The organism is Acidovorax sp. ACV02 (genome assembly GCF_014851475.1).
Lineage (GTDB): Bacteria > Pseudomonadota > Gammaproteobacteria > Burkholderiales > Burkholderiaceae_C > Acidovorax > Acidovorax delafieldii.
In genome coordinates this window covers 379,765-401,796 of the sequence record NZ_JACUZU010000002.1, presented here as the reverse complement: position 1 = coordinate 401,796, position 22,032 = coordinate 379,765, and the positions used below count along the sequence as shown (strand labels likewise).

The 22,032-nt window shown below is 65.9% G+C and carries 22 protein-coding genes; 13 read left to right on the top strand and 9 right to left on the bottom strand.

Annotated elements, in window-relative coordinates; genetic code table 11:
- Positions 1 to 26: 26 nt before the first annotated feature.
- Entirely contained in the window at positions 27 to 329 is a 303-nt protein-coding gene (locus IB236_RS05730) for an acylphosphatase (RefSeq protein WP_056056841.1), read from the top strand.
- Here the strand turns inward: IB236_RS05730 and IB236_RS05725 are convergent.
- From IB236_RS05725 to IB236_RS05715, 3 genes are all read right to left on the bottom strand, one after another.
- Positions 307 to 1,119, bottom strand: coding sequence for a DUF72 domain-containing protein (locus tag IB236_RS05725; protein ID WP_370539891.1), 813 nt, complete (start codon positions 1,117 to 1,119; stop codon positions 307 to 309). The genes IB236_RS05730 and IB236_RS05725 overlap by 23 nt on opposite strands.
- 61 nt (positions 1,120 to 1,180) lie before the next feature.
- Complete coding sequence (locus IB236_RS05720) at positions 1,181 to 2,500, bottom strand: HAMP domain-containing sensor histidine kinase (RefSeq protein ID WP_192419367.1); 1,320 nt, start codon at positions 2,498 to 2,500, stop codon at positions 1,181 to 1,183.
- Complete coding sequence (locus IB236_RS05715; RefSeq protein WP_192419366.1) at positions 2,497 to 3,255, bottom strand: response regulator; 759 nt, start codon at positions 3,253 to 3,255, stop codon at positions 2,497 to 2,499. The genes IB236_RS05720 and IB236_RS05715 overlap by 4 nt, the downstream gene beginning before the upstream one ends.
- 179 nt (positions 3,256 to 3,434) lie before the next feature.
- Between IB236_RS05715 and IB236_RS05710 the strand changes: the two genes are divergently transcribed.
- The 5 genes from IB236_RS05710 (at position 3,435) to IB236_RS05690 (ending at position 8,358) form a co-directional block, all read left to right on the top strand.
- Entirely contained in the window at positions 3,435 to 3,947 is a 513-nt protein-coding gene (locus tag IB236_RS05710; protein ID WP_192419359.1) for a DUF2147 domain-containing protein, read from the top strand.
- Positions 3,944 to 4,666 carry a cytochrome c biogenesis CcdA family protein gene (locus tag IB236_RS05705; RefSeq protein WP_192419357.1) on the top strand — a complete coding sequence of 241 codons (723 nt, stop codon included), beginning with the start codon at positions 3,944 to 3,946 and terminating at the stop codon, positions 4,664 to 4,666. The genes IB236_RS05710 and IB236_RS05705 overlap by 4 nt, the downstream gene beginning before the upstream one ends.
- 36 nt (positions 4,667 to 4,702) lie before the next feature.
- Complete coding sequence (locus IB236_RS05700; protein WP_121941468.1) at positions 4,703 to 5,275, top strand: thioredoxin family protein; 573 nt, start codon at positions 4,703 to 4,705, stop codon at positions 5,273 to 5,275.
- A gap of 71 nt (positions 5,276 to 5,346) precedes the next feature.
- Positions 5,347 to 6,669 (top strand): serine hydrolase, encoded by a 1,323-nt coding sequence (locus IB236_RS05695; RefSeq protein WP_192419355.1) that lies wholly within the window; start codon positions 5,347 to 5,349, stop codon positions 6,667 to 6,669.
- A 48-nt stretch (positions 6,670 to 6,717) separates the two neighbouring features.
- A complete protein-coding gene (locus IB236_RS05690) occupies positions 6,718 to 8,358 on the top strand; it encodes an AMP-binding protein (protein ID WP_192419353.1) in 1,641 nt (546 codons plus the stop codon).
- Between the two features lie 78 nt (positions 8,359 to 8,436).
- Here IB236_RS05690 and IB236_RS05685 read toward each other — a convergent pair whose 3' ends face one another.
- The 5 genes from IB236_RS05685 to dnaA form a co-directional block, all read right to left on the bottom strand.
- Positions 8,437 to 8,850 (bottom strand): YkgJ family cysteine cluster protein, encoded by a 414-nt coding sequence (locus IB236_RS05685; RefSeq protein WP_056742597.1) that lies wholly within the window; start codon positions 8,848 to 8,850, stop codon positions 8,437 to 8,439.
- Positions 8,847 to 9,365 (bottom strand): GNAT family N-acetyltransferase, encoded by a 519-nt coding sequence (locus IB236_RS05680; protein WP_056742599.1) that lies wholly within the window; start codon positions 9,363 to 9,365, stop codon positions 8,847 to 8,849. The genes IB236_RS05685 and IB236_RS05680 overlap by 4 nt, the downstream gene beginning before the upstream one ends.
- Before the next feature lie 99 nt (positions 9,366 to 9,464).
- Positions 9,465 to 12,083 (bottom strand): DNA topoisomerase (ATP-hydrolyzing) subunit B, encoded by a 2,619-nt coding sequence (gyrB, locus tag IB236_RS05675; RefSeq protein ID WP_192419351.1) that lies wholly within the window; start codon positions 12,081 to 12,083, stop codon positions 9,465 to 9,467.
- 155 nt (positions 12,084 to 12,238) lie between these two features.
- Positions 12,239 to 13,357, bottom strand: coding sequence for a DNA polymerase III subunit beta (dnaN, locus tag IB236_RS05670; RefSeq protein ID WP_056056813.1), 1,119 nt, complete (start codon positions 13,355 to 13,357; stop codon positions 12,239 to 12,241).
- 156 nt (positions 13,358 to 13,513) lie between these two features.
- Entirely contained in the window at positions 13,514 to 14,938 is a 1,425-nt protein-coding gene (dnaA, locus tag IB236_RS05665; protein WP_082522279.1) for a chromosomal replication initiator protein DnaA, read from the bottom strand.
- A 387-nt stretch (positions 14,939 to 15,325) separates the two neighbouring features.
- Between dnaA and rpmH the strand changes: the two genes are divergently transcribed.
- The 7 genes from rpmH to IB236_RS05630 all read left to right on the top strand — a co-directional run bounded on the left by rpmH (position 15,326) and on the right by IB236_RS05630 (position 21,200).
- Positions 15,326 to 15,460: a 50S ribosomal protein L34 gene (rpmH, locus tag IB236_RS05660; RefSeq protein WP_005798102.1), complete on the top strand. Its 135-nt coding sequence runs from the start codon at positions 15,326 to 15,328 to the stop codon at positions 15,458 to 15,460.
- 73 nt (positions 15,461 to 15,533) lie between these two features.
- Positions 15,534 to 16,037 (top strand): ribonuclease P protein component, encoded by a 504-nt coding sequence (locus tag IB236_RS05655; RefSeq protein ID WP_056742603.1) that lies wholly within the window; start codon positions 15,534 to 15,536, stop codon positions 16,035 to 16,037.
- Complete coding sequence (gene yidD, locus IB236_RS05650) at positions 16,034 to 16,327, top strand: membrane protein insertion efficiency factor YidD (RefSeq protein ID WP_082522278.1); 294 nt, start codon at positions 16,034 to 16,036, stop codon at positions 16,325 to 16,327. Before IB236_RS05655 ends, yidD begins: the two co-directional genes overlap by 4 nt.
- Positions 16,324 to 18,036, top strand: coding sequence for a membrane protein insertase YidC (gene yidC, locus IB236_RS05645; RefSeq protein WP_192419350.1), 1,713 nt, complete (start codon positions 16,324 to 16,326; stop codon positions 18,034 to 18,036). Before yidD ends, yidC begins: the two co-directional genes overlap by 4 nt.
- 89 nt (positions 18,037 to 18,125) lie before the next feature.
- Positions 18,126 to 19,547, top strand: coding sequence for a tRNA uridine-5-carboxymethylaminomethyl(34) synthesis GTPase MnmE (gene mnmE / locus IB236_RS05640; RefSeq protein WP_192419348.1), 1,422 nt, complete (start codon positions 18,126 to 18,128; stop codon positions 19,545 to 19,547).
- Positions 19,548 to 19,628: 81 nt separating this feature from the next.
- A complete protein-coding gene (locus IB236_RS05635; protein ID WP_043565827.1) occupies positions 19,629 to 20,120 on the top strand; it encodes a Crp/Fnr family transcriptional regulator in 492 nt (163 codons plus the stop codon).
- A gap of 111 nt (positions 20,121 to 20,231) precedes the next feature.
- A complete protein-coding gene (locus IB236_RS05630) occupies positions 20,232 to 21,200 on the top strand; it encodes a hypothetical protein (protein WP_099731686.1) in 969 nt (322 codons plus the stop codon).
- Between the two features lie 60 nt (positions 21,201 to 21,260).
- Here IB236_RS05630 and IB236_RS05625 read toward each other — a convergent pair whose 3' ends face one another.
- On the bottom strand, positions 21,261 to 21,815 hold the full coding sequence (locus tag IB236_RS05625; protein WP_043565825.1) for an adenine phosphoribosyltransferase: 555 nt from the start codon (positions 21,813 to 21,815) through the stop codon (positions 21,261 to 21,263).
- Positions 21,816 to 22,032 lie beyond the last annotated feature (217 nt).

The window sequence follows — 22,032 nt, the reverse complement described above, 5'->3', positions numbered from 1 at the left end:
ACAAGGAGCGCGCTACAGTGCCCCCCATGAACGCAGAACCCCACTCCACCATCACCCGCCATCTGTTGATCACCGGCCAGGTGCAGGGCGTGGGCTACCGCTGGTCCATGGCGCAGGCCGCCAATCGACTGGGCGTGACGGGCTGGGTGCGCAACCGCGAGGATGGCCGCGTGGAGGCCTGCGCCTGGGGCCCGGAACCCGCCGTGCTGGCGCTGATCGACTGGGCGCACCAGGGGCCAGCACATGCGCGGGTGGACCGCGTGGTGGTAGGCAATGTGCCCGATGGCGGCGAGGCCCCGCAGGGCTTCACGCAGCGCGAGACGGTGTAGCGCCCAGCTGCCTGAGCAACTCCATCGCCCCTGCCGGCGCCCGCTCTTTGGCGCCGTTGATGAAGTACACAAACACATCGCGTGGCCGGTCGCCGCTGGTCCAGGTGCGCACGCCCTGTGCCCACTGCGCAATGGCATCGGCGGTGTAGCCCGTGGGCACATCGGCCTGGCCACGCATCAGCCGCAGGTAGGCAAAGTCGGCCTCTGCATCCGCGATGGCCGGAAATCGGTCGGAGTCGGTGTACACAGGCACGCAGCCATACCGGCGCGCCAGCGCCACAAACGCTGGCGTCGCAAAACTCGGGTGGCGCACATCCAGCGCGTGGCGCAGCTGCAGGCCATCCACCTGCTGCGGCAGCAGGGCCAGAAAGGCCTCGAAGTCGCCCGGCTCAAAGACCTTGGTAGGCATGAACTGCCACACGATGGGCCCGAGCTTGTCCTTCAGTTCCGAGATGCCACTGTCGACAAACCGCGCGATCGAATCGCCCGCCTCGACCAGCACGCGCCGGTGCGTGGTAAAGCGGTTGGCCTTGAGTGAGAACACAAAGCCTTCGGGCGTTTCATCGCGCCATTTGGCAAAGGTGGGTGGTTTGAAGGTGCTGTAGTAGGTGCCGTTGACCTCAATCGCGGTGAGCTGTCGGCTGGCGTATTGCAGCTCCTTGCTGTGCGCCAGCCCTGCGGGGTAGAAGCTGCCGCGCCAGGGCTCGAAGGTCCAGCCGCCGATGCCGACGCGGATGCGTGGGTTGCTGGCGCTGATCTCGCTCTGCGGGGTGCTGACAGGTGTGTCCACGGCGTTGCCCTTTTGAGAGTCCACGGAGCGGCCACTGTAGCAGCGGCGCTGGTGCGCATGCCTATGCCGGGAGCGCTTCTGGCAGCTCTACCCGCGCCTCCAGCCCCTGCGCGCCGTCCGCGCGTGGCCCCAGCACCAGGCGGCCGCCCAGGGCCTTGGCCAGCTCGCTGGCAATGGCCAGGCCCAGACCGGTGCCACCGGTGCCCCGGTTGCGCGAATCTTCCAGCCGCACATAGGGCTGCAGCACGGCGGCGAGGTCCGCCGGGGGGATGCCAGGCCCATGATCGATGACGCGCACCAGGCACTGGCCTGGCCTTTCTGCCTCCAGCGTCAGCTCGGCGGCACCCGCAAACTTGAGCGCGTTGTCCACCAGGTTGCACAGCAGGCGGCGCAGGGCCTGGGGGCGGGTGTCGCAGGTCACATCCACTGCCTGCAGCACTTGTACCGGCAGGCCGGCATCGGCGTAGTCGCGCGCAATGCTCTCCACCAGCGCGCGCAGGTCCACGCGCTGCGCGGGCTCGCGCACGGCCTGCGATGAGCGCGCGTAGGCAATGCCCTCTTCCACCAGCGACTGCATCTCGGCCAGGTCGACGTGCAGCTTGTCGCGCAGCGTGGTGTCGTCCAGCAGATCCGCGCGCAGGCGCAGCCGGGTGATGGGTGTTTGCAGGTCGTGCGAGACGGCGGCCAGGATTTGCATGCGTTCCTGAAGATGCGCCTGGATGCGCTGCTGCATATGGTTGAAGGCAACGGCGGCGCGCACCACTTCGCGCGGGCCGTCTTCAGCCAGCGGCACGGTGGGGCGGTCGGCGCCCAGCGCATCGGCCGCATCGGCCAGCGTGCTCAGGGGCCGCGTGGCTGCACGCACGGCCCACGCGCACAGGCCCACCAGCAGCGCCAGCTGCAGTGCCAGCGCGCCCAGCACCCAGGGCGATATCTGCAGCCGGGGCTCGTCCATGTCCACGGCCAGGGGCGTACCGTCGGCCAGGCGCAGTTGCAGCCGCAGCTCGATGCCCGGCACATGGGGGTCGATCACCTGCACCGGGCGGTCAGTGGGCAGAGTGGCCGCCACAGCGCTGGCAACGAGGCGGGCCAGCTGGGACGGGTCGGCAGGTGCGTCCAGGGGTTCGGCCAGTGCAAAGCGGTAGTTGCGGCGCGCCAGCCGGTCCACCCACTGTGCGCGCTCGGTGGCAGGCAGGCGTTCCAGCATGGCGACCGAGCTGGCCACGTCGCTGGCGAAATACGACACCATGGCCCGCCGCATGGTCATGCTGCGCTCGGTGAACGCCAGCACAAACGTCAGCGCATGCGCCAACGCCAGGCCCAGTGCCATCACCAGCAGAATGCGCCCGAACAAAGAGCGTGGCCACCAGCGCGACGTCATGGTGCAGCTCCTGCGGCAGCTGCCGCAGTTTGCACATCGGCGCAGAACACATAGCCCTCGTTGCGCACCGTCTTGATGTAGCGCGAGCCGCGCGCGCCATCGCCCAGCCGCTGGCGCACACGGCTCACCAGCAGGTCGATGGAGCGGTCGAACACGTCGGCATCGCGCCCCTGTGTGAGCTGCAGCAGCTGGTCGCGTGTGAGGATGCGCTGCGGGTGGTCCAGCAGCACACGCAGCAGACGGTATTCGGCGCCCGACAGCGCCGCCACTGCGCCCGTGGCATCGAGCAGGTGGCGTGCGGTGGTGTCCAGCCGCCAGTCGCCAAACGTGAGGTGGCGCGCGGGCTCGGCCTTGGCCAGATTGGGCGGCAGCATGCGCGTGCGCCGCAGCACCGCGTGGATGCGTGCCAGCAGCTCGCGCGCGGCGAAGGGTTTGGTCAGGTAGTCGTCCGCACCCAGCTCCAGGCCCAGGATGCGGTCCGCCTCGTCGCTGCGTGCGGTGAGCATGATGATGGGCAGCGGCGGCGCGCCAGGGCTGCGCAGCTCACGGCACAGTGCGATGCCGTCGGTGCCCGGCAGCATCAGGTCCAGCACCAGCAGGTCGATGCGCTGCGTTGCCAGTACCTCGCGCATTTGCCGCCCGTCGGCGGCCACGCTCACCTGCAGGCCCTGGCGCTGCAAGTACTCGGCAGCCAGTTCGCGGATGCCGGCGTCGTCATCGACGATCAGGATGTGGTCGGGAGCGGGCGTCGTCATGGCGGCCATTGTCCGGGCTTTGGTGGTGCAGCGGTATGGGCTGGGTGGGCAGATATGTATCTCAACTTGTCTGCCCGGTGCACCGACAAGCGCGCATACCAAAAGCCCCTGGCCAGACAAATCGCCGATACCTGCGCTGGCTTCAATGCGGTCTTCCTGAACTTCACGAGGACCTTGCCATGAAACCATCCATCGCGGCGACCGCCCTGCTGACCCTGTGCCTGGCGCAGGCAGTCAGCGCGCAAGAGGCTGTGGCAGCGCCGCCAGCCGCTGTGGCACCAGCGCCGGGCACCGCCCACCCCAAAGCGCCCCTGGGTCGCTGGATCACCGAGAGCGGCAATCTGGAAGTGAACATCTCCCCTTGCAACCCCGCTGGCGGCAACGCCCTGTGTGGCAAGGTGGTGCGCGTGCTGGCCAACCGCTCCATGAGCGCGCCGGGCGCCGACATGGCGGCGGCCGACGCGCGGCCTGCGCTGGGCATGACCCTGCTGTCGGGCCTGCGCCCGGCGGAGGGCGGCAGCAGCGAGTACCAGGGCGAAATCTACAACCGCGAGAACGCCAAGACGTACCGCGTCAACCTGACGCCGGCCGAGCCGGAACAACTGCTGGTGCACGCATATGTGGGCATTCCGCTGTTCGGCAAAACCCAGGTGTGGCGCCGTCCGGCGGCCGAGCAGGGGAGCGGGCAATGACCATGGCCACCACCTCGCCATGGCTGGCCGTGGCCGCCGGCATGCTCACGGTGGGGGCGCCCTGCGTGTTGCCCATGCTGCCAGTGGTGCTGGGGGCCTCGGTGAGCGGCGCCGACTCAGCGCGGCGCACACGCCCACTGTTCATTGCCCTGGGCTTTGCGCTGTCGTTCGCGGCCGTGGCACTGCTGTTCAGCAGCTTTACGCAGGTGCTGGGTGTGTCTCAGGAAGGCCTGCGCCGGTTTGCCGCCGTGATGCTGCTGGTGTTTGGCGTGCTCACGGTGTGGCCCCGGCCGTTCCAGTGGCTCAGCCAACATGCGGGCGGCGTGCTCAACCGCATGGCCAGCCTGGGCATGGGCAGCGGGGGCGGCAACTGGGGCGGACTGCTGCTCGGCCTGAGCCTGGGCGCGGTCTGGACACCCTGCGCCGGGCCGGTGCTCGCCTCCATCCTCACCCTCATCGCTACCGAGCCACCGGGGGTGGGCACCGCCGTACTGCTGCTCGCGTATTCCACGGGCGCAGCACTGCCCATGCTGGCCATTGCCTACGGCGGCCAGGCCGCGGCCACCCATGTGCGCCGCATTGCGCGCCACGCACACCGCGTGCAGCAGGTGTTTGGCGTGGTGGTCATTGCCATCGCGCTGGCCATGCTGTGGGAGGTGGATGGGCAGATCACCGCCTGGCTTACGCAGTTTTATCCCTCGGGCTGGGGCGGCCTGTAAGGGGCGACACCCCACCGATTGCAAGGAGCTTTCACCATGACATTGCACCCCTCTTCATCGCGCTTTTCCGAGCGCCGCGCTTTCCTGGCGTCGATGGCCGCTGCACTGGCGGCCCCTGGCTTGGCGTATGCAGCGGGCCCCGCCAGCCCCGCCGCAGCGCTGCCCGACTTGGGCGCTGCGCCCGAGTTCACCGGCATCGAGCGCTGGCTCAACTCCGAACCGCTGAGCCTGGCGCAGTTGCGCGGCCGCGTGGTGCTGGTGGATTTCTGGACGTACGCCTGCATCAACTGCATCCGCACCCTGCCTCATGTGAACCGCTGGGCCGAGCAGTACACGCCCCAGGGGCTCACCGTGGTGGGCGTGCACACGCCAGAGTTTCCGTTTGAGCGCCCGACCGCCAACGTGGAAGCCGCCATGCGCCGCCATGGCGTGAAGCACCCCGTGGCACAGGACAACCGCTACGGCACCTGGAAGGCCTACAGCAACCAGTACTGGCCCGCCACCTACCTCATCGATGCACAAGGCCGCATTCGCTACAAGCACTTCGGCGAAGGCGAGTACGAGCGCACCGAGGGCGTGATCCGCACCTTGCTGGCCGCGCGGGGCTGATCGGCCCGACCGATTCCGTGTCCTTTTTTGTTCTTCCCCATCCCACGTTTCTTGACCGAGGCCTTCTCACCATGCGCTCTTTTCATCGCCACCTCACCCCTTCCTTCACCGCCGTCGCCTTGGCCTGCACCCTGCTGGGGGCCGCTCCTGACAGCCAGGCCCAGGCTCCGCAGCTGCCGCCGCCGGACGCCACCAACCCTGTGACCCTGCAGCTGATGCAGGGCTTCCCACCGGCGCCTGACAAGGTGGTGCGCCTGGCCAACATCCTCAAGTACCCCAACGTGCGCTGGGCCGCGCAGCACCTGCGCGAACTGGGGCCCACGGCCACCATCTGGCGGGGCGCCGCTGCGCCCAGCGCACTGCCCGCAGCGCCGCGTGCCTTGCCCGACACGCTGGCGTTTGCCGACGACAAGGGCGCGCCCACCACGCTGGCCGACTGGCAGAAGGCCACCTACACCGACGCCCTGCTGGTGCTGCACCGGGGCCGTGTGGTGTATGAGCGTTATCACATCGGCATGCAGCCGCAGCAGCCACATGTGCTGTGGTCCATGAGCAAATCGCTGGTGGGGCTGCTGGTGACCGAACTCATCCAGGAAGGCGCCATCGACCCCAGTGCGCGCATCGTGCGTTACCTGCCCGAGCTGGCCAACAGCGCCTGGGCCGATGCCACCGTGCAGCAGACCCTGGACATGACCACCAGCGTCAAATACGCCGAAGACTTTGCGGACCCCACCTCCGGTGTCTTTCAGTACCTGGCCGCTGCGGGCCTGCAGCCTGCGCGCCCCGGCAGCAATGGTGCCAAGAGCATGGCCGAGCACCTGCCCACCGTGCAGAAGGACGGCGAGCACGGCACCGCGTTTGCCTACAAGTCGGTGGACACGGAAGTGCTGGGCTGGCTGCTGCAGCGTGTCACCGGCAAGAGCTACGCCACGCTGTTGTCCGAGCGCATCTGGTCCAAGCTGGGCACGCAGGAGGACGCGTATGTGTTTGCCGATGCCAACGGCGGCCAGGCCACCAGCGTGGGCGTGAACGCCACTTTGCGTGACCTGGGCCGTCTGGGCGAGATGCTGCGATCCAACGGCCGTTTCAACGGCCAGCAGATCGTCTCGCCCGCCACCATTGCCGAGCTGCGCAAAGGGGCCGACCCCGCCCAGTTCAGCAAGGCCCCAGGCACGGCCATGCGCGCGGGCTACTCGTACCACAACCAGTGGTGGATACCCCACGATGCCGATGGCACCTTTGAAGCCAAGGGCCTGATGGGCCAGCACATCCACATCAACCCGGCGGCCGAGCTGGTGGTGGTGAAGTTCTCCACGCACCCCGTGCCCAACACCGCCTTCACCCACGCGCTGGACCGGCAAGCCTTTGCGGCACTGGCCAAGGCCGTGCGCTGAGCCTGCCCGCACGTTGCTGCTTCACCCCCCCACGAGGACCGATTCACCATGTCCCCCCAACCCTGGCTGGCCAGCTATGGCGCCATCCCTGCCCACATCGATCCCGACAGCCATCCCAGCATCGTGCACCTGCTGTGTGCGGCTATGCAGCGGTACGCGCACCGGCCCGCATTCACTTGCCTGGGCCAGACGCTGACCTATGCGCATGTGGACCAGCAATCCCGCGCGTTTGCTGCCTACCTGCAGAACGTACTGCGCGTGCGCAAGGGCGACCGCATTGCCGTGATGTGCCCGAACCTGATGGCGTTTCCCATCGCCATGCTCGGTATTGCGCGCGCGGGCTGTGTGCAGGTGAACGTGAATCCGCTGTACACCCCGCGGGAGCTGGAGCACCAGCTACAGGACGCGGGAGCCAGGGTGATGGTGATCTATGCAGGGTCTACTGCGACCCTGGCTGCCATCCAGGACCGTGTGGAACTGCACAGCATCATCACCGTGGCGCCTGGCGACGGCACCGCAGCCGACCTGCCTGGGCCGCCGGTGGATGCCCACCTGCACACCACCACCTCGTTTGCGCGCGCCCTGGCCGAGGGCGCCACCCTGCCTTTTGCGCCACCTGTGCTGGAGGGGGGCGACCTGCTGTTCCTGCAATACACCGGGGGCACCACGGGCCTGTCCAAGGGCGCCATGCTCACGCACCGCAACCTGGTGGCCAACGTGGAGCAGTTCAAGGCCTTCGTGCCCGATGCCCTGCGCCCCGCGCAGGAAGTCATCGTTACCGCCATTCCGCTGTATCACATCTTCGCGCTGATGGTGAACCTGATCAGCTACTTTGCGGTGGGCGCACGCAACTGGCTGGTGCTCAACCCGCGTGACCTGGACGGGCTGATTGACGTGTTGAAGGCTGCGCGTCCCAGCGTGTTCATGGGCGTCAACACGCTGTACGCCGGGCTGGCGGCGCACCCCGGCACGCAGGGCGTGGATTTCTCCAACCTGCGGCTGGCGGGTGGCGGCGGCGCTGCCATCCTCCCCTCGGTATCCGCCCGCTGGCAGGCCATCACCGGCCAGTTCATCCGCGAAGGCTACGGCCTGAGCGAGACCAGCCCCGTGGTGGCCTTCAACCCCGCATCGGTCACTACGTTCAGCGGCAGCACCGGCCTGCCCCTGCCTTCCACCGACGTGCTGCTGCTGGACGAGCAGGACCACCCCGTGCCTCTGGGCCAGCCTGGTGAGGTCTGCGTGAAAGGCCCCCAGGTCATGGGCGGCTACTGGCAGCAGCCCGAGGCCAACGCCGCAGCATTTACCCGCGACGGCTACTTCCGCACCGGCGACATCGGCCAACTGGACGAGCGCGGCTTCCTCAAGATCGTGGACCGCAAGAAGGACATGGTCATCGTCTCAGGCTTCAACGTCTTCCCCAACGAAGTCGAAGCCGTGGCTACCGCCTGCCCCGGCGTGCTGGAATGCGCCTGCATCGGCGTTCCGGACGAGAAGACGGGCGAGGCGCTGCGGCTGTATGTGGTGCGCGCGGCGGGCACTGCGCCACCGGTGGATGCAGACCACATCGCCGCCCACTGCCGCGCAGCGCTCACCGCCTACAAGGTGCCCCGGCAGATCGTGTTTGTGGAGGCCTTGCCCAAGTCCAGCGTCGGCAAGATCCTGCGCCGCGAGCTGCGCGACATGGCGTGACCATGGGGGTCGACGGTTTCAGAAGGCGGCGGGCTTGCGCAGATGCGAGGTGCGAGATACCTCAGCACATGTCTGTCATCAGCCCCGCCGCTGCAGATCCCGCGCCCCATAAGCGCAGTAACCCGGCTTGGGGCTCTTCTTTTGCGGGTGCAGGCGGCAGGTCTCGGGCCGCTTGTCATACACCGTGCACAGCCGCGTCTTGGGGTCGAGAAAATTGCAGTCCCCACTGGCCCGCCGCGCCATCGTGAAGACCGCGTTCTTGTGGTTGAAGTGGTCAATCAGCCGCGCCTTTTGCAGCCGCTTGGCAATGTGGCGGATTTCTTCATGCTCGGCCTCGAACGGGTCCACCAGTTCCAGCCGCACCAAGTCCGATAGTTGCACTTCCAGCGGCATGGTGCAGCAGTTGGCCGCGCAGGTGTCGCACAGGCCTGCGCGGTAGCGGGACCAGGTGTCCAGGCGGTCAACGTCAACGATGGCGATGGTGGATCTCATGGCGCGGTGTTGGACGGCTGCAGGAGCGGCTGCGACTGCGCCGCCAGCGCGTGCAACTCGTCTCCTGTGAGTCGGTAACGGATCCACTCGCTCTGCGGGCGGGCACCCAGGCTGTCATACAGCGCGATGGAAGGTGTATTCCAGTCCAGCACACTCCACTCGAAGCGCCCGCAGTCGTGGTCCACGGCGATGCGCGCGAGTTGCCTCAGCAGCGCCATGCCAGCGCCCTTGCCGCGGTGCTCTGGCGACACGTACAGGTCTTCCAGATACAGACCGTGGCGGCCCTGCCAGGTCGAATAGTTAAAGAAGTACACCGCGAAGCCCACGGGGGTATCGCCGTCCTGGCAGATCAGGCCATGCACCTTGGGATTGGTGCAGAACAGCGTGCGGTGCACATGTGCGGGTGTGGCCAGCGCCTCCTGCTCAGCCTTCTCATAGATCGCCAGTTCCCGCACGAAGTGCAGGATCAGGTCGGTGTCATCGATGGTTGCGGGACGGATGGCAAGATGGGTCATGCGAAGAAGGTCGGGCAAAGGGCACAAAGGCCACCCGAGGGTGGCCTTCCTGCATGCGCGAGCGGCGGCAGGGCGCGGTGGCGACGATCAAGCGATCGATCAGACGTCGATATTGCCCGCCCGCAGCGCATTGGTTTCAATGAAATCCCGGCGCGGCTCGACCTCATCGCCCATCAGCATCGTGAACACGCGGTCCGCTTCGATCGCATCGTCGATCTGCACGCGCAGCAGGCGGCGCACATTGGGGTCCATCGTCGTTTCCCACAGCTGCTCGGGGTTCATCTCGCCCAGGCCCTTGTAGCGCTGGCGGCTGGTGGTGCGTTCGGCTTCGGCAATCAGCCACTTCATGGCCTGGCGGAAGTCGCTGACCTTTTCTTCCTTCTGCTTGTCGCCTTCGCCACGCATCGCTTTGGCGCCTTCGGCCAGCAGGCCGCGGAAGGTTTCGGCGGCTTCGGCCAGGGCGGCGTAGTCGGCGCCGTGCACAAAGTCTTGCGTGATGACGCTGCTCTTGATGTTGCCGTGGTGGCGGCGGCTGATGCGCAGCAGGGGCTTGTCGGTGCGGGCGTCAAATTCGCCGGCCACTTCGGCGGGGGCGCCGGTGGTGTTCAGTTCGCGCAGCTTGGCCTGCAGGGCCACGGCGCTGGCTTCCGCTTCGGCCACGGTGTCCAGCTTCAGGCTCACGCCGTCGGCAATGGCGCGCAGGGCTTCGGCGTCCATGAAGTTGCCCAGGCGGGCGATCACGCTTTCAGCGATCTGGTGCTTGCGCGCCAGTTCGGCCAGGGTCTCGCCCGTCAGGGTTTGCGGGTTGGCGCCGCCGGTGGTCACGCTGGCGTGGTTCAGCGCAATGCGCAGCAAGAAGCCGTCGAGCGCGGGGGCGTCCTTCAGGTACAGCTCTTCCTTGCCGGCCTTGACCTTGTACAGCGGCGGCTGCGCGATGTAGATGTGGCCGCGCTCCACCAGTTCGGGCATCTGGCGGTAGAAGAAGGTGAGCAGCAGGGTGCGGATGTGGGCGCCGTCGACGTCGGCGTCGGTCATGATGATGATGCGGTGGTAGCGCAGCTTGGCCACGTCAAAGTCGTCGCCCCCGGTGGTGCCGCCCGCCTTGCCGATGCCGGTGCCCAGGGCGGTGATCAGCGTGAGGATTTCGTTGCTGGTCAGCAGCTTTTCGTAGCGGGCTTTTTCCACGTTCAGGATCTTGCCGCGCAGGGGCAGGATGGCCTGGAACTTGCGGTCGCGGCCCTGCTTGGCTGAGCCGCCGGCGGAGTCACCCTCCACGATGTAGATCTCGCACAGGGCGGGGTCTTTTTCCTGGCAGTCGGCCAGCTTGCCGGGCAGGCCCATGCCGTCCAGCACGCCCTTGCGGCGGGTCATTTCGCGGGCCTTGCGGGCGGCTTCGCGGGCACGGGCGGCCTCCACGATCTTGCCGCAGATGATCTTGGCGTCGTTGGGCTTTTCTTGCAGGTAGTCGGTGAGCAGCTTGCCCACGATGTCTTCCACCGGCGCGCGCACTTCGCTCGATACCAGCTTGTCCTTAGTCTGGCTGCTGAACTTGGGCTCGGGCACCTTCACGCTGAGCACGCAGCACAGGCCTTCGCGCATGTCGTCGCCGGTGACTTCGACCTTGGCCTTCTTGGCCAGCTCGTTTTCTTCGATGTACTTGTTGATGACGCGGGTCATCGCGGCGCGCAGGCCGGTCAGGTGGGTGCCGCCGTCGCGCTGGGGGATGTTGTTGGTGAAGCACAGCACTTGCTCGGTGTACGCGCTGTTCCACTGCATGGCCACTTCCACGCCAATGTGCGTGCCGGGGATGCCACCGTACGTTTCTGCCGGGCGCTCGCCTGCGGCGTAGAACGAGGTGGGGTGCAGCACCGTCTTGCCCTTGTTGATGAACTCGACAAAACCGCGCACGCCACCGGCGCCCGAGAAGTCGTCTTCCTTGCCGCTGCGCTCGTCCTTGAGGCGAATGCGCACGCCGTTGTTCAAAAACGAGAGTTCGCGCAGGCGCTTGGCCAGGATCTCGTAGTGAAAGTCGTTGTTCTCTTTGAAGATCTCGGTGTCGGGCAAAAAGTGCACTTCGGTGCCGCGCTTTTCGGTCTCGCCGGTCACCTTCATGGGGCTGACTTCAAAGCCGTCCACGGTGGACAGCAGGCGGTCTTGCACAAAGCCGCGTGCAAATTCGATCTGGTGCACCTTGCCTTCGCGGCGAACGGTCAGGCGCAGCCATTTGCTCAATGCGTTCACGCAGCTCACGCCCACGCCGTGCAGGCCGCCCGAGACCTTGTAGCTGTTCTGGTTGAACTTGCCGCCTGCGTGCAGCTCGGTCAGGGCGATTTCTGCGGCACTGCGCTTGGGCTCGTGCTTGTCGTCCATCTTCACGCCGGTGGGAATGCCACGGCCGTTGTCGGTCACGCTGATGGAGTTGTCGGTGTGGATGGTGACCACGATGTCATCGCAGTGGCCGGCCAGGGCCTCGTCGATGGAGTTGTCGACCACCTCGAACACCAGGTGGTGCAGGCCGGTGCCGTCACTGGTGTCGCCGATGTACATGCCGGGGCGCTTGCGCACGGCTTCCAGGCCTTCGAGGATGGTGATGGCGCCTTCGCCATAGCTTTCGCTGGCGCCGGCCTGGTTGGTGTCGATCTTGTTGACGGTGGGCTCCACATGGCCGGAGACGCCGGAGGATTCGGGCTCGGAGGGAATGTTGTTGTCAACGGTCATGGTGGGCCTTGGGATCCGTGGAAACCGTGGTTTCCAATATGTTCAATGGTCTAATTGGGCGCAAGCGCATATTGAATATGCGCTTGCAGCTATCAATAAAGTAGCGTTCGCGGTGTGGCGCTGCGACTGTGGTGCACGGCGGGTGTCACGCAGCCTCAGATGCGCATGGGCATCACGACGTACTTGAAGCTGTCGTTGTCGGGGATGGTCAGCAGCGCAGAGCTGTTGCCGTCCGAAAGCTCCACCTTCACCATGTCCTGGCCCATGTTGGCCAGGGCGTCGATGAGGTAGGTCACGTTGAAGCCGATCTCGATGGTGTCGCCACCGTAGTCGATGTCGAGCTCGTCCACGGCCTCTTCCTGCTCGGCGTTGTTGGACGCCACGCGCAGGGTGCCGGGCTCCAGGTTCAGGCGCACGCCCTTGAACTTGTCGCTGGTCATGATGGCCGTGCGCTGCAGGCTGGCCAGCAGCGGGGCGCGACCCAGGGTGATGCTGTTCTTGTGGTTCTTGGGGATCACGCGGTTGTAGTCGGGGAACTTGCCCTCGACCAGCTTGGTCACGAACTCCATGCCGCCAAAGGTGAACTTGGCTTGGTTGTTGGCGAACTGCATCTCGATGTGCGGCTGGTTCTCGCCACCCGCATCAGACAACAGGCGCTGCAGCTCGATCACGGTCTTGCGCGGCAGGATGACTTCCTGCTTGGGCACTTCGACGTCCAGCGTAGCGCTGGCAAAGGCCAGGCGGTGGCCGTCGGTGGCGACCAGGCTCAGGGTCTTGCCCTCGGCCACGAACAGGATGCCGTTGAGGTAGTAGCGGATGTCCTGCACCGCCATGGCGAACGACACCTGGCCGAGCAGGTCCTTCAGCGTCTTTTGGGGCACGGCGAACACGGGGCCAAAGGCGGCGGACTCCTGCACCAGCGGGAAGTCTTCGGCCGGCAGGCTTTGCAGCGTGAAGCGGCTCTTGCCGCCCTTGAGGATGAGCTTGGACTGGGCCGATTCGAGGCTGACCGTCTGGTCGCCCGGCATGGTGCGCAGGATGTCGATGAGCTTGCGCGCCCCCACGGTGGTGGTGAAGTCGCCGGTGTCGCCACCCAGTTCGGCCGTGGTGCGGATCTGGATTTCGAGGTCGCTGGTCGTCAGCTGCAGGGCATTGCCCGTCTTGCGGATCAGCACATTGGCCAGGATGGGCAGCGTGTGGCGGCGCTCCACGATGCCAGCCACGGACTGCAGAACCGCGAGAACCTTGTCTTGTGTTGCCTTCAGGACGATCATGTCATCAACCTCTTGTGGTTTTGGGACGGTGCGTGGACAGCGGCACAGGTCATGCCTCCCCCTGCTATCTATAACCCGCCATTTTGCCCCTTAACGGGGTCGCTTCTTCGTGGGGCTGCCCGACGGGCGTTTCCCGCTGGTTATCTACCCTTGGCGCTACCCTTTGAGCGTCTGCTCCAGCACGTGCAGCTGCTGGTTCAACTCGGTCAGCTGCTGGCGTTCGCCCGCAATCTTGCGCACAGCATGCAAAACCGTGGTGTGGTCGCGCCCGCCAAACAATTCTCCGATCTCGGGAAGACTCTTTTGCGTCAGCTCCTTGGCCAGGTACATCGCAATCTGGCGCGGGCGGGCAATACTGGCCGGGCGCTTCTTGCTGTACATGTCGGCGACCTTGATCTTGTAGTAGTCGGCCACCGTCTTCTGGATGTTTTCCACAGAAATCTGCCGGTTCTGGATGGACAGCAGATCACGCAGCGCCTCGCGGGCGAGCTGGATCGAAATCTCTTTCTGGTTGAAACGCGAGTACGCCAGGATCTTGCGCAGCGCGCCTTCGAGCTCGCGCACGTTGGAGCGCACGTTTTTGGCCACGAAAAAGGCGACTTCCTCGGGCATCTCGGTGCCTTCGACGCGCGCCTTGTTGATCAGAATGGCCACGCGCATTTCGAGTTCGGGCGGCTCGATGGCCACCGTCAGGCCCGAGTCGAAGCGCGACACCAGCCGCTCGTGGATGTTGGCCAGGCCCTTGGGGTAGGTGTCCGACGTCATCACGATGTGCGACTTCTTGGCCAGCAGGGCCTCGAACGCGTTGAAGAATTCTTCCTGCGTGCGGTCCTTGTTGGCGAAGAACTGCACATCGTCGATGAGCAGCAGGTCGAGCGAGTGGTAGCGCTCCTTGAACTCATCGAAGGTGCGGCGCTGGTAGGCCTTAACCACATCCGATACGAACTGCTCGGCATGGATGTAGAGAACTTTGGCGTCGGGCTTGTCCTGCAGCAGGCGGTTGCCCACAGCGTGCACCAGGTGGGTCTTGCCCAGGCCGACACCGCCGTAGATGAACAGCGGGTTGTACAGATGGCCGGGCATGCCGGCCACGTGCATGGCCGCAGAGCGCGCCATGCGGTTGGCCGTGCCTTCCACCAGGGTCTCGAACGTGAGGGCGGCGTTGAGGCGGTTGCGGAACGCGCCCGCTGAGGCCTCATCGTTGCTACTGGAGGGGGTTTCGGCTGGCGCTGCGGGGCTGGAGGGCTCCTGCGATGTGGGCCGTACATAAGTCCTGGCAACGGATTCGCGCTGAGCGAGTGCTAACTCCAGTGTGACCGGTTGGCCATACAGGCCTTCGAGCAGCGCGGCAATGCGGCCGGCGTACTGGGCGCGGATCCAGTCGAGCTTGAAGCGGTTGCCCACGAGCAGCGTGACTTTGGAGAAGTCTTCGGCCACTTGGGCAATCAGGGGCTTGATCCAGGTGTTGAATTGTTGTTCTGGCAGGTCTTGTGCCAGTTGCTCAACGCAGGCTTGCCACAGGCCCTGACCGGCATCTGAGCCGGGCGAATTGATAGGGCTGCGGGTGGGTTCCTCGGTCATTTCTGGGGAATTCTTATTGTGGATAGGAGGAACGGGGTAAGGCGGTGGATTGTAGCTTGTCAAGGAGTTATCCACAATTTGAAGGTGGCTGTCATCCGGGGGAATCCGGGGTTGCCATGCGGGGAAGACGTGGCCTGAAAGGGGCGGGCGCTGCAGCCTCCGCGACCCGCTGGTAAAGGCCTGCCCATCGAAAGGCATTGCCAGTCGGCCACAAGCCTGCGATAATTTTGGGTTTCCCTGAATGTGTTCAGGGTGATTTGACCCGGCGCGCCGTTATTTCTGCCCCGTGGGTCTGCCTCCAGGCGATGTTTCATACATAGCGTGGGTGTGCAGATTGCAGGGGGTTCAAGAGCAGCAGTCCGGAACTGAACCTCAAGGAATAGCACCATGAAACGTACTTACCAGCCCTCCAAGACGCGCCGCGCGCGCACCCACGGTTTCCTCGTCCGCATGAAGACCCGCGGCGGCCGTGCCGTTATCAACGCACGCCGCGCCAAGGGCCGCAAGCGCCTGGCCGTCTAAGGCCGATACGGTCTACGGCCTGCTCCCCGCCTGTTCCCGGTTTGTACCGCCAGGTTCCAAACGGGGCGCTTGCATGCACAGGCTAAAAACCCGGCCGCAGTTCCAGGCTGCCATGGCGGGGGGCACTGTCTCCCGCACGGCGCATTTTGCGTTGCACCGTTTGGCACTAGACGCCAACAGCACCGCAGTTGCCAGCCAAGCCGCCACTGTTGCACCTACAGGGCCCGGCTCCTTGCCGCACACGCAAGGGCCGCAGGCCCTGTTTGTCGTTCAGGGCGTCTGGATGGGTGCCATGGTGCCCAAGCGCTGGGCGCGCCGCGCCGTGACGCGCAACACCATCAAGCGGCAGATCTACACCGTGGGCGCCACGTTTGAGGCGCGTTTGCCGCAGGCCGCCCATGTGGTGCGCCTGCGCTCGGCGTTTGATCGCAAGCAGTTCGTGAGCGCCACGTCCGACCAACTCAAGCAGGCGGTACGCGCGGAGCTGCTGCAGCTGTTCGGATATGCCACCCGGCATTCGGGCGCAGCGGTTGCTGCGCCTGTGCCGCCGGTGGCAGAGCCGGTGACTGCCCCATGATGCAGCGCCTGCTGATCGGCGTGGTCAAAGGCTATCGGCTGTTTCTCAGCCCATGGCTGGGTTCGGCCTGCCGCTTTGAGCCGACCTGCTCGGTCTATTCGCTGCAGGCGCTGGAGCAGCACGGCGCTGCAGCAGGCAGTTATCTGACGGTGCGCAGGCTGGTACGCTGCCACCCCTGGTGTGACGGGGGCCATGATCCGGTCCCGCAAGATCTGCCGCGCAGCCTGCGGCTTTTCTCCAGGCTCACCCCTTCCACCACTCCCCCATCCTCACCAAAGAAGTCTTCATGAACGACATTCGCCGCACCATCCTGTGGGTGATTTTTGGCTTTTCCATGGTTCTGCTGTGGGACAAGTGGCAGCTGCACAATGGCAACAAGGCCACTTTTTTCCCGACCACGCCCGCAGTGACAGCCCCTGCTGCTGCCGCAGGCGCGGCCTCCGGTGCGACCGGGGCTGCCAGCGTGCCCGCCACCAGCGTGCCCGCAGCCACAACGGCCGCGCAAGGCGCGGCAGCCGTGCCCGGGCAGCCTGCCGCAGCGGCTGCACCCGCCAAACGCGAACGCATTGAGGTCAAGACCGACCTGTATCGCCTGGTGTTCGACAGCGAAGGCGGCTCGCTCACCCAGGCCGAGCTGCTCAAGCACGCCGACATGACCGAAAAGGCCCGCAACTTCCTGTTGCTGGATGAAAGCGCGCAGCGCGTCTACGTGGCGCAGACCGGCCTGGTGGGCGGCACTTTCCCCACGCACAAGACGGTGATGACGGCCGTTCCCGGCCCGCGCGAACTCAAGGACGGTGAAGACTCCATGAGCATCCGCTTCGAGTCGCCCGACCAGGGCGGCGTGAAGCTGGTCAAGACCTGGACCATCAAACGCGGCGCTTATGACATCGCCGTCAAGCACGACATCGTCAACACCGGCAGCGCTGCTGTATCGCCCCAGCTGTACCTGCAACTGGTGCGTGACGGCAACAAGCCGCCAGGCGAGTCGTCGTTCTACTCCACCTTCACCGGCCCGGCGGTTTTCACCGAAGCCAAGAAGTACCAGAAGATCGAGTTCAAGGACATCGAAAGCGGCAAGGTCGACATTCCCAAGGACTCGGCCAATGGCTACGTCGCCATGGTGCAGCACTATTTCGCCACCGCATGGCTGCTGGCCGACGGCGTGCAGCGCGAGCCCTTCACCCGCAAGGTGGACACCAACCTGTACTCCGTGGGCATGCTGACCTCCCTCGGCACCATCGAGCCGGGCGCCACCAAGACCATCGACGCGCGACTATTCGCCGGCCCGCAGGTCGAGACCATGATGGAAAAGCTGTACCCCGGCCTGGAACTGGTCAAGGACTACGGCTGGCTGACCATCCTGTCCAAGCCGCTGTACTGGCTGCTCGACAACCTGCACAAGCTCCTGAACAACTGGGGCTGGTCCATCGTTGCGCTGGTGCTGCTGCTCAAGATCGCGTTCTACTGGCTCAATGCCAAGGCTTACGCCAGCATGGCCAAGATGAAGGCCATCAATCCCAAGATCATGGAGATGCGCGAGCGCCTGAAGGACAAGCCGCAGCAGATGCAGCAGGAGATGATGCGCATCTACCGCGAGGAAAAGGTCAACCCGATGGGCGGCTGCTTCCCCATCATGATCCAGATCCCTGTGTTCATTGCGCTGTACTGGGTGCTGCTGTCCAGCGTCGAGATGCGCAATGCGCCCTGGATCGGCTGGATCCACGACCTCTCCGCGCCTGACCCATTCTTCATCCTGCCCTTGCTGATGACGGCCAGCTCGCTGCTGCAGACCGCCCTGAACCCCGCGCCACCAGACCCGATGCAGGCCAAGATGATGTGGTTCATGCCGCTGATCTTCAGCGTGATGTTCTTCTTCTTCCCAGCCGGCCTGGTGCTGTACTGGCTGACGAACAACATCCTGTCGATTGCGCAGCAGTGGATCATCAACACCCGCATGGGCGTGCCACCGCAGTTCAATCTGCCCAAGTTCAAGTGATGCCGCAGCGGCAACGCTGACATCCACGAACTGACTCCCGAAGGCCGCGCAAGCGGCCTTTTTTCTGTCACCTTGTAAAGTCCCTGCCCATGCTTGCCCGCCACCACGACCCCATCGTTGCCATCGCCACTGCCCCCGGGCGCGGGGCCGTCGGCATCGTGCGGGTGTCGGGCAAAGGGCTGGAGGGCCTGGTGCAGGCGCTGTGCGGCCGCACCCTCAAGGCCCGCGAGGCGACGTACCTGCCCTTTCGGGATGCACAGGGTCAGGCCATCGACCAGGGGCTGGCGCTGTACTTCCCCGGCCCGCACAGCTACACCGGCGAGGATGTGCTGGAGCTGCAGGCCCACGGCGGCCCCGTGGTGCTGCAGCTGTTGCTGGCGCGCTGCCTGGAGGCGGGCGCCGACACGGACCCGGCCACGGGCCAGCCCTGCTTGCCGGGCCTGCGCGTGGCCCAGCCCGGCGAATTCACTGAACGGGCTTTCCTGAACGACAAGTTCGATCTGGCCCAGGCCGAGGCGATTGCCGACCTGATCGACGCCAGCACCGAGGCTGCAGCCCGCAGCGCCAGCCGCTCGCTCACCGGCGCGTTCTCGGCAGAAATCCACAGCCTGCGCGACGCGCTCATCCACCTGCGCATGCTGGTGGAGGCCACGCTCGATTTTCCTGAAGAAGAAATCGACTTCCTGCGCAAGGCCGATGCGCATGGCCAGCTATCGAATCTGCAGCAAACCCTGGCCTCGGTGATGCAGCGCGCGCGCCAGGGCGCTTTGCTGCGCGAGGGCATCAAGGTGGTCATCGCCGGGCAGCCCAATGCCGGCAAAAGCTCACTGCTCAATGCGCTGGCAGGGGCCGAGCTGGCCATCGTCACGCCCATTGCCGGCACCACGCGCGACAAGGTCCAGCAGACCATCCAGATCGAAGGGGTGCCGCTGCACATCATCGACACCGCCGGCCTGCGCGACAGCAGTGATGAGGTCGAGCGCATCGGCATCGCCCGCGCCTGGGACGAGATTGCTGGGGCAGACGCCGTGCTGTTCCTGCACGACCTGTCGCGGCAAAGTGCTCCTGAATATGTAGCTGCCGACGCAGATATCGAAAGCGCCTTGGGGCAAAAATTGCCAAAAAACATCCCCGTGATCGATGTCTGGAACAAGCTGGACTGCGCGGCCGGTGTTGCGCCTACGGCCAACCCCCGGCGCCCTGCGGTGCATCTGTCGGCCCGCACCGGTCAGGGGCTGGACGGCTTGCGACGGCTGCTGCTGGACGTGGCGGGCTGGCAGTCGGCACCCGAGGGCATCTACATTGCCCGGGCGCGGCATGTGCAGGCGCTGCAGGCCGTGTCGCTGCACCTGCAGGAAGCTGCTGACCAACTGCAGGCCCAGGGCCCGGCGCTGGACCTGCTGGCCGAGGAGCTGCGGCTGGCGCAGAACGCCCTGAGCGCCATCACCGGCGAGTTCACCTCCGACGACCTGCTCGGCGTGATCTTCTCCAGCTTCTGCATCGGTAAATAGCGACCGTTGGTCGCCCTATCTTGTAAACGGACGTAAACAGCGCTTGTGTCCGATCTGTAACAGGGTTACTTTCGGCGGACCATGAATGTTCCCATGCCCGTTGCCTCCAAGGTGGACCTCAAAGGTCTGATCGACGCCATTGCCCAGACCACGGCGGAGGACAGCATGACCAACCCGCTGACGGCCGCCCAGTGGGAGGTGCTGTCGTCCTACCTGCTCCCGGTGGTGTTGCCCGCGGGCCAAGTGCTTTTCAGCCAGGGTGCTACGGACCGCACCCTGTACCTGGTCGAAAGCGGCAGCCTGAGCGTGCACTACCAGGACGAAAAGGAACGCCTGCGTCTGGCGATTGTGGGCGCGGGGTCGGTGGTGGGTGAAGGCGCTTTCTTCTCACACCGCGCGCGCAGTGCCACCGTGCAGGCCAGCGCGCCGTGCAAACTGTGGAGCCTCACGGCCATTCGCTTCACCGAGCTGACCAACCGCCAGCCCGCCATTGCCCTGGGTCTGGCCATGGCGGCAGGGGCTGTGCTGGCCAAGCGCCTGGGCAACCGCCGCCGCCGCGTTGCGGCCACCTGACAGGCGGGGCCTGTCGGGGGTTTCCCTCGGGCTTCTTCCGCCTTCTGCGGGGGGATGGCGCGTTACACTCGATTTGGATTTTGTCCAGGCACCATCCGAAGAAAGCAAGCCATGTCCCTGTTCAGTTGGTTCAGCCGCAAACCCGCTCCCGCCAAGCCCCGCGCAGCGGCCGAGCCCTCCGGCCTGTTCAACGCCGACGCCACCGTGCCCCTGCAACCCGGGCGCCAGGGCAAGCCGCTCGTGGAGCCCCAGCCCCCAGAGCACGCCGCCAATCGCAAGAACGAGCGCATGGAGCGCCGTGAGCTGCTCTACACCGTGGTGCGCGACGCCATGGTGCGCGCTGGCGTGCTGTCGGCCAGCTACAAGTTCAAGGTGCTGTCGCTCGACCAGCGCGGCCGCCAGTTCCTGGTGATGATGGACCTGGCCCGGGAATACGGCGGCGAGACGGTGCGCCTGAGCGAGATCGAGGCGCTCATCGCCCAGACCGCCAAAACCCGCTACGACATCCTGGTGACGGCCGTGTACTGGCGCATCAACGACCATGTGGCGGTGGGTATTCCACAAAAGGGCGTGGCGCCCCAGGGCGCTGCGCTGCCGTTGCAGGCGGCTTCTACGGCGGTGCGCCGTCCGCCAGCAGCAGCGGCCACGGCCCCGGCACCCCTGGCCCCGTCGCCTGCACCGCTGGCGGGCGCACGCCCCGCCGCGGCTGCCGCGGCACCTGTTTCCCCTGCTCCTTTGGCGCCCGCTGCGGCCCCGCTGGCTGCGCGCCGCCCGCTCGGTGCGGTGTCGGCCCCCGCGCCCCTCGTGTCTGCACCCGCACCGCTGGCTGCCACGCGGCCTGCCTCTTCTGCCCGGTTCGAACCCATCGAGGCCGACGAGGTGGCCGCGTTCAAGCGCGCGCTGGCCAACGCCGCAGGGTCATCGGCGGCCACGGCTGCCGCCGCCAAGCCAGGCGTGCCGGTGCGCTCCGGTCCGCTGCTGCCACCGTCCCAGCCGACAGGGTTTGAGGACACCGAAATGCCCGGTGCCGACGGTCCCGCTCCCGACCTCAGCAGCACGCAGTACGGCGAACTCAACTGATCCAGGGGTCGTGTGGTGCACGCCCACAGGGGGCTGTGCACCCATGCCACGGTCCTCGGGTCAGTGCCCTGCAAAGTCCACCAGGGTGTACAGCGGCAGGCCGGCATCGCGCAGGCGCTGCGATCCGCCCAGCTCGGGCAAATCGACAATGGCGGCGCCTTCGGTGACGGTGGCCCCCAGTTTTTCCAACAGCTTCTTGCCGGCCATCATGGTGCCGCCGGTGGCGATCAGGTCGTCGATCAGCAGCACGCGGTCGCCGGCCTTCACGGCGTCGGTGTGCAGCTCCACGGTGGCGCTGCCGTATTCGAGTTCGTAGGTTTCCTCTACCGTGGTGAAGGGCAACTTGCCTTTCTTGCGGATGGGCACGAAGCCTACGTTCAGCTCGTAGGCCACCACGGCGCCCAGGATGAAGCCCCGCGCATCCAGGCCCGCCACCACGTCGGGGCGCAGCGCCTTGTCCATGTAGCGGTGCACGAAGGCATCGATCAGCACACGGAACACTTTCGGGTCCTGCAGCAGTGGCGTGATGTCGCGGAACTGCACGCCAGGCGCGGGCCAGTCGGGGACGGTGCGGATGTGCTGGCGAAGGTACTGGTTGACGCTGAGGGGCTGCATGGGCGGGTGGGGAGTGATGACGCGGGGGAGGCCCGGGCAGGGCCAATGCCTGGGTATGCGCCAGGGGTTGGCCAGTGGCGCGAGGCACGGAAAGTGCGTGAGTGTAAACAGCCCGGCGGTGCCCGCGCGCGCCTGCACCAGACGCCATAATGTGTTTCACTGGCGTTACAAACTCGCGCCGCCTGCGGCGGGCGGTGCCCCAACCCCCACGACGATC

Bases quoted from the DNA above. Each gene is read 5' to 3' on its own strand.
- IB236_RS05730 (WP_056056841.1), top strand. From the start codon at position 27: ATGAACGCAGAACCCCACTCCACCATCACCCGCCATCTGTTGATCACC.
- IB236_RS05720 (WP_192419367.1), bottom strand. From the start codon at position 2,500: ATGACGTCGCGCTGGTGGCCACGCTCTTTGTTCGGGCGCATTCTGCTG.
- IB236_RS05715 (WP_192419366.1), bottom strand. From the start codon at position 3,255: ATGACGACGCCCGCTCCCGACCACATCCTGATCGTCGATGACGACGCC.
- IB236_RS05710 (WP_192419359.1), top strand. From the start codon at position 3,435: ATGAAACCATCCATCGCGGCGACCGCCCTGCTGACCCTGTGCCTGGCG.
- IB236_RS05705 (WP_192419357.1), top strand. From the start codon at position 3,944: ATGACCATGGCCACCACCTCGCCATGGCTGGCCGTGGCCGCCGGCATG.
- IB236_RS05700 (WP_121941468.1), top strand. From the start codon at position 4,703: ATGACATTGCACCCCTCTTCATCGCGCTTTTCCGAGCGCCGCGCTTTC.
- IB236_RS05695 (WP_192419355.1), top strand. From the start codon at position 5,347: ATGCGCTCTTTTCATCGCCACCTCACCCCTTCCTTCACCGCCGTCGCC.
- IB236_RS05690 (WP_192419353.1), top strand. From the start codon at position 6,718: ATGTCCCCCCAACCCTGGCTGGCCAGCTATGGCGCCATCCCTGCCCAC.
- IB236_RS05685 (WP_056742597.1), bottom strand. From the start codon at position 8,850: ATGAGATCCACCATCGCCATCGTTGACGTTGACCGCCTGGACACCTGG.
- IB236_RS05680 (WP_056742599.1), bottom strand. From the start codon at position 9,365: ATGACCCATCTTGCCATCCGTCCCGCAACCATCGATGACACCGACCTG.
- gyrB (WP_192419351.1), bottom strand. From the start codon at position 12,083: ATGACCGTTGACAACAACATTCCCTCCGAGCCCGAATCCTCCGGCGTC.
- dnaN (WP_056056813.1), bottom strand. From the start codon at position 13,357: ATGATCGTCCTGAAGGCAACACAAGACAAGGTTCTCGCGGTTCTGCAG.
- dnaA (WP_082522279.1), bottom strand. From the start codon at position 14,938: ATGACCGAGGAACCCACCCGCAGCCCTATCAATTCGCCCGGCTCAGAT.
- rpmH (WP_005798102.1), top strand. From the start codon at position 15,326: ATGAAACGTACTTACCAGCCCTCCAAGACGCGCCGCGCGCGCACCCAC.
- IB236_RS05655 (WP_056742603.1), top strand. From the start codon at position 15,534: ATGCACAGGCTAAAAACCCGGCCGCAGTTCCAGGCTGCCATGGCGGGG.
- yidD (WP_082522278.1), top strand. From the start codon at position 16,034: ATGATGCAGCGCCTGCTGATCGGCGTGGTCAAAGGCTATCGGCTGTTT.
- yidC (WP_192419350.1), top strand. From the start codon at position 16,324: ATGAACGACATTCGCCGCACCATCCTGTGGGTGATTTTTGGCTTTTCC.
- mnmE (WP_192419348.1), top strand. From the start codon at position 18,126: ATGCTTGCCCGCCACCACGACCCCATCGTTGCCATCGCCACTGCCCCC.
- IB236_RS05635 (WP_043565827.1), top strand. From the start codon at position 19,629: ATGAATGTTCCCATGCCCGTTGCCTCCAAGGTGGACCTCAAAGGTCTG.
- IB236_RS05630 (WP_099731686.1), top strand. From the start codon at position 20,232: ATGTCCCTGTTCAGTTGGTTCAGCCGCAAACCCGCTCCCGCCAAGCCC.
- IB236_RS05625 (WP_043565825.1), bottom strand. From the start codon at position 21,815: ATGCAGCCCCTCAGCGTCAACCAGTACCTTCGCCAGCACATCCGCACC.